At 41.7% G+C, this 8,006-nt stretch carries 6 protein-coding genes; 5 read left to right on the top strand and 1 reads right to left on the bottom strand.

Annotated features, from left to right (window positions below; translation table 11 throughout):
* Nucleotides 1-741 precede the first annotated feature (741 nt).
* On the bottom strand, nt 742-942 hold the full coding sequence (locus F6K57_RS22435) for a hypothetical protein (protein ID WP_293070720.1): 201 nt from the start codon (nt 940-942) through the stop codon (nt 742-744).
* A 437-nt stretch (nt 943-1,379) separates the two neighbouring features.
* Here F6K57_RS22435 and F6K57_RS22440 point away from each other — a divergent pair, with 437 nt between their 5' ends.
* From F6K57_RS22440 to F6K57_RS22460, 5 genes are all read left to right on the top strand, one after another.
* Nucleotides 1,380-1,682 carry a DUF4351 domain-containing protein gene (locus F6K57_RS22440; RefSeq protein ID WP_293070722.1) on the top strand — a complete coding sequence of 101 codons (303 nt, stop codon included), beginning with the start codon at nt 1,380-1,382 and terminating at the stop codon, nt 1,680-1,682.
* Nucleotides 1,683-1,726: 44 nt separating this feature from the next.
* Nucleotides 1,727-1,891, top strand: a complete 165-nt coding sequence (locus F6K57_RS22445) for a hypothetical protein (protein WP_293070724.1) — start codon at nt 1,727-1,729, stop codon at nt 1,889-1,891.
* A gap of 682 nt (nt 1,892-2,573) precedes the next feature.
* Entirely contained in the window at nt 2,574-5,978 is a 3,405-nt protein-coding gene (locus F6K57_RS22450; protein ID WP_293070726.1) for a CHAT domain-containing tetratricopeptide repeat protein, read from the top strand.
* Between the two features lie 11 nt (nt 5,979-5,989).
* The gene (locus tag F6K57_RS22455; protein ID WP_293070728.1) at nt 5,990-6,346 is read left to right on the top strand and encodes a hypothetical protein; all 357 of its coding nucleotides are present in this window, start codon (nt 5,990-5,992) and stop codon (nt 6,344-6,346) included.
* Nucleotides 6,339-7,850, top strand: coding sequence for a hypothetical protein (locus F6K57_RS22460; RefSeq protein WP_293070730.1), 1,512 nt, complete (start codon nt 6,339-6,341; stop codon nt 7,848-7,850). The genes F6K57_RS22455 and F6K57_RS22460 overlap by 8 nt, the downstream gene beginning before the upstream one ends.
* Nucleotides 7,851-8,006 lie beyond the last annotated feature (156 nt).

Genomic DNA, 8,006 nt, shown 5'->3' on the forward strand with positions numbered 1-8,006 from the left:
GGCTTTTTGCGATAGTTCTGCCACCAAGGGCCAAAAATCCTTAGACTAGGTGTGCAGGAAACGCAGGTTGACCCAAGTCTGTTGGGAACTACTCCACATATATAGTAGATTAATCATTCAGTAATCTCTGACATCTCGACTGGCAGTTAGGATATCGCTACGGATTGTTTCGAGAGTAGCGATCGCTAAGTACCTGGACAAAAATAAACCTCACTTCTTGATGCAAAGCGCGAGTGGGGGGAACCCCCAAGACCGTAATGGTGCGTTTTCCGCATTAAGAATTAAATTCGCCACGGGTCGCACCTCTGCCTCGCTGTATTAACTTATGTAAAGTTAGAGGTTGTCTGAGAAGTCTCATTTGCTACATCCAAGCCCCCGTTGGTCCCCCAATTTTGGGGGACTTTTAGAAGCAAATTGACTCTTATTCCCCCCAAAGTTGGGGGGCTAGGGGGGCAAAATTCAGTATAAAAAAACTTTTCAGATATCCTCTCACCAAAAGCCCTTCTGCTCCCTGCTCCCTATTTCAACAGTTAATTTTACTTTTGTCCGATTCCCAATTCCCGATTCCCGATTCCCGATTCCCGATTCCCAATTCCCAATTCTTCATTCTCAATTCTTCCTTCTTAATTCCATAAAAAAATAGCCGTAGAAATACTATCCACGGCTATGGCAATCACATATGTCAGAAATTTCCGAAACCCAAGGCCCCCGGGGGGGAAAACCCCCCAGAAAGTTAAGGTGTTATGGCAACAACCAATACTTGGTCATAGTAGTCATCACTTCACCTGGAATATCGGTCGGCTCTAGAGGAGTCCACTCCGCGATTTCTGCATAGCCTAGGGAATAAAGCATATGGATACTATTGATTACTGATTCACGAGGACCTTTGAGAGTGTGCTGAGTTGGTTTTTTCTTGAAGTTGCGAGTAAAGTTGTCTGACATAGTGAATAATTTAAACTTGAGTTTAAAATGATTATTATAATAATTATATTTTTGTTTGTCAAGGGTTTTTATAAAATTAATAATTAATAATGTAGAATTAAGAATTGAGAATGTAGAATTAAGAATTGAGAATGTAGAATTAAGAATGTAGAATTAAGAATTGAGAATGTAGAATTAAGAATGTAGAATTAAGAATGTAGAATTAAGAATGTAGAATTAAGAATGTATAGCAGTCGCAGTAAAGCTTAAGACATATTTCTGCTCCGAACGCGCCCCCCGTGGCCTACGGCATTAGTCCCTACTCCCTGCTCCCTTTCAACCAAAATTCTCTGTCCTAAACTATACTTCGGTTGCTATAAGTTCTAAATTCTGCATTCTTCATTCTTAATTCTTCATTCTTAATTCTTAATTTAATTCAAGCTTATTTTCGGGAGGATATGATGCAAGAGTCAGTAGTTTATCAACGAATTATTCGCCAAGGATTAGAACAAGGATTAGAACGGGGATTAGAACAAGGATTAGAACAGGGATTAGAACAGGGATTAGAACAAGGAAAGCGCAATGAGCTTAATTTAATTAAGCGTCTACTTAACCGTCGCCTAGGAGAGATAAATCCCCAATTACAAAATCAAATTGAGAAATTATCCTTTGACCAGTTGGAGGATTTAGGAGAAGCGTTGTTAGATTTTGAAACCGAAGTGGATTTGACCAATTGGTTGAACCAGTTAACGGATAAGTAACATCCGGTTAGGTGTCGCATTCAGCTATAGCAATTCTACGACTGGTGAGGTACAAATATCTGGTTTTTAGGGAGCAGGAAGCAGCGATGCAGCGCGGTCTTGGGGGTTTCCCCCATGAGCGACTGCATCAAGACGGGAGCAGGGAGCAGGTAAGAGAGAAGAAGCAAAAGCCAATAGTCAAACAGTTATGTGTACCTCATGAGTCCTAGAAACGCTATAGCTGATAGCTATTAGCTGATAGCTTACCTTGCCTATTGCTAGCATGCCTATTGCTAGCATGCCTATTGCCTGCTCCCTGCTCCCTGCTCCCTATTCCCTATTCCCTCTTACCATGTGAGGAAATGGTACTCGTTAAGAACAAAACAGTACCGGTTTTTAATACAAAAGTACTAGTATATTAGCAACAAGTACTAGTTACTGAGAAATTAGTACTGTTAAATGATAAACAAGTACAGTTTAACGAAAAACTAGTACTTGTTTGTTATACACCAGTACTAGTTAACGAGAAACGAGTACTGGTATGTGAGAAACGGGTACCCGTTTGTTATACACCAGTACCCGTTTGTTATACACCAGTACTAGTTAACGAGAAACGAGTACTGGTATGTGATAAACGAGTACTAGTTTGCGGTTAATGGGTACTCGTTTGCGGTTAATGGGTACTCGTGTGTTAGATATTAATACAGCACTACCCACTTCTGACTTCAGACTTCAGACTTCTGACTTCAGACTTCTGACTTCTTAGGAATGTTATAATTTACAAGGTTCTGCCTCTTGCCTTTTCCTAAGGGATAGCAGCAGACAGTTTTGCCAATGGCGGAAGATTGGTAAATCCAGGGTGCTTTCAATAAGTCGAATTTTTGAATAACTATTGTATAGCAGTGGATGGCAATGGCTGACAATACATCTGATGCCCAACTTGACTTTCTCTTACAGGTACTAAAAGCAACCGCAAAGAGTAGTGGTGACGCCCAAGTTTACCCATTACTGAAAGCAAATACAGATAAACTGGATGATAGATTAGCAGAACAATTGCGGGAATGGGCAACAAGTAAGCTGGCGGAAGTGGAAGCAGATCAAGGGGAATACATAGCAGCAATTATTCTCAAATTCAGCAATCTAATTAGGCAATTCCCCTTGGGTGACCAAGCCAGCAATATAGAAATTGCCATCACTGGCTATGAAGTAGCACTAACTGTTTTCACCCGTGAAGCTTTTCCCGAACATTGGGCAGGGACACAAACTAATCTCGCTATTGCTTACGATGAGCGAATCAAAGGTCAGAAATCACAGAATAGTGAAGAAGCCATCGCTTGTTTACAACAGGCTCTTAGAGTTTATACCTTTGAGGCATTTCCTATTGAATGGGCAAGGACACAAGATAATCTCGGGAATGCTTACTGTCACCGAAGAAAAGGGGAGAAAGTAGAAAACCTAGAACAAGCCATTGCTTATTTCCAAGAAGCTCTTAGAGTTTATACCTTTGAGACATTTCCTTATGATTGGGCATCGACACAAAATTATCTCGGTGCTGCTTACAGTAACCGAATCAAAGGTGAGAAAGCACAGAATATAGAAAATGCCATCGCTTGTTCCAAAAAAGCTCTTAGAGTTTTTACCTTTGAGGGTTTTCCTGAAGGTTGGGCAAGGACACAATATAATCTCGGGAATGCTTACCGTAACCGAATCAAAGGTCAGAAATCACAGAATAGTGAAGAAGCCATCGCTTGTTACCAACAGGCTCTAAGAGTTTTTACCTTTGAGGGTTTTCCTGAAGGTTGGGCAAAGACACAAAATCATCTCGGTGCTGCTTACCGTAACCGAATCAAAGGTGAGAAAGCACAGAATATAGAAGAGGCTATCGCTTGTTACCAACAGGCTCTAAGAGTATTAACCTTTGAGGCTTTTCCTTATGATTGGGCATCGACACAAAATAATCTCGGTATTGCTTACTGTAACCGAATCAAAGGGGAGAAAGCACAGAATATAGAAGAGGCGATCGCTTGTTACCAACAGGCTCTAAGAGTTTATACCTTTGAGGCATTTCCTGATGAGTGGGCACAAACACAAAATAATCTCGGTATTGATTACTGTTGTAACCGAATCAAAGGGGAGAAAGCACAGAATATAGAAGAAGCGATCGCTTGTTACCAACAGGCTCTAAGAGTTTATACCTTTGAGGCATTTCCTTATGAGTGGGCATCGACACAAACTAATATCGGTAATGCTTACTATTACCGAATCAAAGGTGATAAATCACAGAATATAGAAGAGGCTATCGCTTGTTATCAAGAGGCTCTTAGAGTCAGAACCTTTGAGGGATTTCCTATTGAGTGGGCACAAACACAAAATAATCTCGGTAATGCTTACTCTGACCGAATCAAAGGTGAAAAATCACAGAATATAGAAGAGGATATCGCTTGTTTACAACAGGCTCTTAGAGTTTTTACCTTTGAAGCATTTCCGATTGAGTGGGCAAATACACAAACTAATATCGGTAATGCTTACAGTAACCGAATCGTAGGTCAGAAAGCACAAAACCTAGAAAAAGCCATCGCTTGCTTCCAATTGGCTTTAGAAGTACGCACCCGTGACGCTTTTCCCGAAAAGCATGCTGAGACTTTGTACGGACTAGGGATAGCTTACCAAGACAGTAAGCAGTCTCTGTTAGCTTACACCACCTTTAACTCTGCCATTGCTACCGTAGAATCTTTGCAGGAGGAAATGGTTTCTGGAGAGGAAAGCAAGCGCAAACACCGCGAAAAGTGGAACAAACTTTATAGCATAATGGTAGAAGTTTGTGTGGATTTAGTTAGAATTATCGAAGCACTTGATTATGCTGAACAAAGCAAAAACCGCTATATAGTTGAAGAAATTATCAGCCGTGAACTGAAAAGCATCTTTCCTGCAAATGTTGTCACTAAACTAAAAAAATACAGAGATAAAATAGCCAGAGATAAAAACAAAATTCACGATGGCAAAGCTAAAAACCCAACAGCCTTAGGAAAACGTATTCAAGCATTGCGACAGCAGCATAATGAATTAAAAAACCGCTATTTTACCATTGCTTCTGGCTTTCAGTTTGAGCAGTTTCAGAAAAAGTTGGATAACCACACTGCCATTGTCGAGTTTTACATTACACGGAATAAGCTGGTCACGTTCATCTTCACCCGCAATCTAGTTTGGCATTCTCAGTTAAAAGACTTAGGTCAATTGGTAGATTGGGCAAATGGATATTTAAAAGCCTACTCCACTAAAAAATACCATTACCCAAAGCACCTCACTACCCGTCTACATTCCCTGGCGCAAATTCTGCACATTGATGACATCATTCAGCAGATTCCCCCAGAGTGTGATCGCTTAATTTTAATCCCCCATCAGTATTTACATTTGTTGCCCCTTCATACCTTACCGATTACCAGTAAGCAGGGAGAAGGTAACTCTAAAATTCTGATGGATCGCTTTCCAGCAGGGGTAAGTTACGCCCCTAGCTGTCAACTACTCCAACTTACTCAAACCAGACAACGCCCAGAAGAGTTTCCCCACCTGTTTGCGGTTCAAAACCCCAGTGGTGATTTAGTTTACACTCCTATGGAAGTAGAAGTAATCAAAAGCTATTTCAATCCACCACCAGATACAGAAGTCCTCGTGGAAAACGCTGCTACCAAAGCCGCCATCGATAGCAACCCTCTCAACAGTTACCACTGTTTACATTTTAGCTGTCACGGTTACTTTAATTACCAAGAACCACGGAAATCGGCTCTAATTCTGGCAAATGCCAAAAAATCCCCAGCTGCTGCACCGAATTCAGAGCGCTATTTACGGATAAGTGAAGATGAAGAATTTGACCTAGAGAAATGTCTGACTATCGATGACGTCTTTGACCTACAATTAGAACAATGTCGCTTGGTCACCCTTTCCGCTTGTGAAACCGGATTAATTGATTACACCAACATCAGCGATGAATACATTGGTTTACCCAGTGGTTTCCTAGTGGCGGGGAGTCCAGCAGTGGTTAGTAGCCTGTGGAAGGTAAACGATTTATCGACAGCGTTGTTGATGATTAAATTTTATCAGAATCTGGGAGAGCAGATCCCTTTAGCGGTTGCCCTTAACCAAGCGCAATTATGGCTGCGGGATAGTACCAAAGGAGAATTAGAGGAATACATTGATAATTTGCCTTTGGCTTTTTATAAAAAATACGAAATTAAGGCTAAATTTTGCAAATTTAAGAATAGCGATAAACCCTTTGAGGCACCATTTCATTGGGCTGCATTCTGTGCGATTGGTCAATAGGAGTTAATACTATGAAAATTAACAATAAATTTTTATCGGCTTTTAAAAAACTGCTGGACACCCAACTTGAGTTGTTTAAAGACTCAGAACGAACGGAACTCGAAGCATTAATTACCTCATTACCAAGTGATACCGAACAGCTAGCCGATGGCATTGCTCGGTGGTGTGCTTCTCACTCAGACATTAATAATACTTTGATGCCTATAATTGATGAAAAAACAATTGCTGAAAAAGGAATTGGAGGCACTGTCCCCACTCCTGAAACTGAAGCTGAAAATGACAATAACGTGAAAGAAGTACTACTCAACGCTATCCGTCAGAGTACTCCCACAGAAACCGAAAAACCCAACACTCCCGCTGATGAGTGATACCGCCTTGCGACTCAAAAACCCCAGCGTCACCCTTTATGCCTTCCATCTCTGCCAAGACTTAAGCCAAGAACTGGAACAGTTGCGACCGGATGCGGATCAGTTGTGGCAACACTGTGCTAACCTCAGCGAACCCCTAGGTATCCCAGAGCTGAAATCCTTACCAGAAAAATTACCATCCCCTCTAAGCCAAACAGGGAATACTCCCTTAAAATACACAGCACCACTGCAACTAGCAGGCTCTGCCCTAACCGTCCAGGTCTATCCCGTTAAAATTCATGATACCTATGCCCTTGACCTAACCCTGTCTTGCCAGAATACCGTTGCAGCCAGTGAATTTAGTCACTTCAATCCCCAAGGGTGCCTCCTAGCCAGCACCATTCAAGCTTCCTTGGGACAAACCTTAGTGCTCTATGGCGAACCAGTGGGCACTCCCGAAGAGGATAGAACGTTAGCCGATGCCTGTGTGGATGGTTTTTTCCAGGGAACTGACCAAAAATCCCAGTTTATGGCATCTGGGCAGTTATTTGGTAGCCCAATATTTGCCTATGACAACGGTAAAGAGAAACCAACGGAGCAATGTCACCTTCTGGTCTGGTTAAACCGTCACCCAGAAACCTTAAAGCTGGTTGTAAAGACTTCTTTGTCTTTTTTCAATCTATTGTGCTGTCGCAGTAAAATCCTGTTTGCTTATGATCAAGCCCGTTGGTGTTATGGCAAAACTAGAGGACTCTATAGCCAACTGGAACAAGAGGTTACAGATTTCAAGAAATTGGCAACGCAGCGAGACACACGGCTAGAGCAACTGAAGCAGAAACTGACCGAGATGCCATCCAAGACCTTTGAGTATGCTGGTTATCTGCGAGACATGAAGGATCACAAAAATGCGATCGCTACCAATGACCACAACTATGACTACTGGCTAAACAAAATCTGTGAACATAGTCTGGAAAACGATAGTATCGAGTTTTTGGAAAACTTCCTCAACCAAAGAACTAAACGGTTTCAAAAACAGATTAAAACCGACCTGAATTATCTCAAACCCGGTCAGCAATTATTTGACCAGATGCTTGGTAGTATCCGAGGCATTGTGGACATTGAACAGGCAGAATGCGATCGCGCTTTGGAAAAAGCCCTCAGAGATAAGGAGAAAGCTGATCAAGCCCGAGAAAAACAATTAGAGTCAATTCGGCATCAGGAACAGAAAGCTGCTGAAGAACGAGAAAAACAATTAGAACGTTGGATTACCCTGGTCGGTACTGGTTTAGCGGTCAGTGGTATTTCGTCCCAAACCGATGCTAAACCGGTAGAGTCTGTTATCGCCCAACTATTCTCGAAAGAATCCTTAGATTGCCCCACCGCTGGTGTTACACCTTGCTTGACTTACAGTGTCGTGTTTGTGCTATTTCATGTTGGAGTTGGTTTTATCGCTGCGTTAATTATGAATGGAATTATCAATCTGGTATCAAAATTAGTACTAAAGGGAACAGGGAGTAGGGAATAGGGAATAGGGAGTAGGGAAGAGAGAAGAGGGAAAAAATCCTGTGTACCTCATAAGTATGATAACCGCTATAATTCAGTTGTGATCAGAATAATTCAGCCAGGTTAGTAGGAGGAGACAGAACGATTCGTGGATTCTTTGGCCAATTTATCTTAAAAA

The sequence above is a fragment of the Moorena sp. SIO4A5 genome (genome assembly GCF_010672005.1).
GTDB lineage: Bacteria > Cyanobacteriota > Cyanobacteriia > Cyanobacteriales > Coleofasciculaceae > Moorena.

What these genes read in the sequence shown, in the direction of transcription:
- F6K57_RS22440 (WP_293070722.1), top strand. Translation starts at nt 1,380, where the DNA reads ATGATGCAAGAGTCAGTAGTTTATCAACGAATTATTCGCCAAGGATTA.
- F6K57_RS22435 (WP_293070720.1), bottom strand. Translation starts at nt 942, where the DNA reads ATGTCAGACAACTTTACTCGCAACTTCAAGAAAAAACCAACTCAGCAC.
- F6K57_RS22450 (WP_293070726.1), top strand. Translation starts at nt 2,574, where the DNA reads ATGGCTGACAATACATCTGATGCCCAACTTGACTTTCTCTTACAGGTA.
- F6K57_RS22460 (WP_293070730.1), top strand. Translation starts at nt 6,339, where the DNA reads ATGAGTGATACCGCCTTGCGACTCAAAAACCCCAGCGTCACCCTTTAT.
- F6K57_RS22455 (WP_293070728.1), top strand. Translation starts at nt 5,990, where the DNA reads ATGAAAATTAACAATAAATTTTTATCGGCTTTTAAAAAACTGCTGGAC.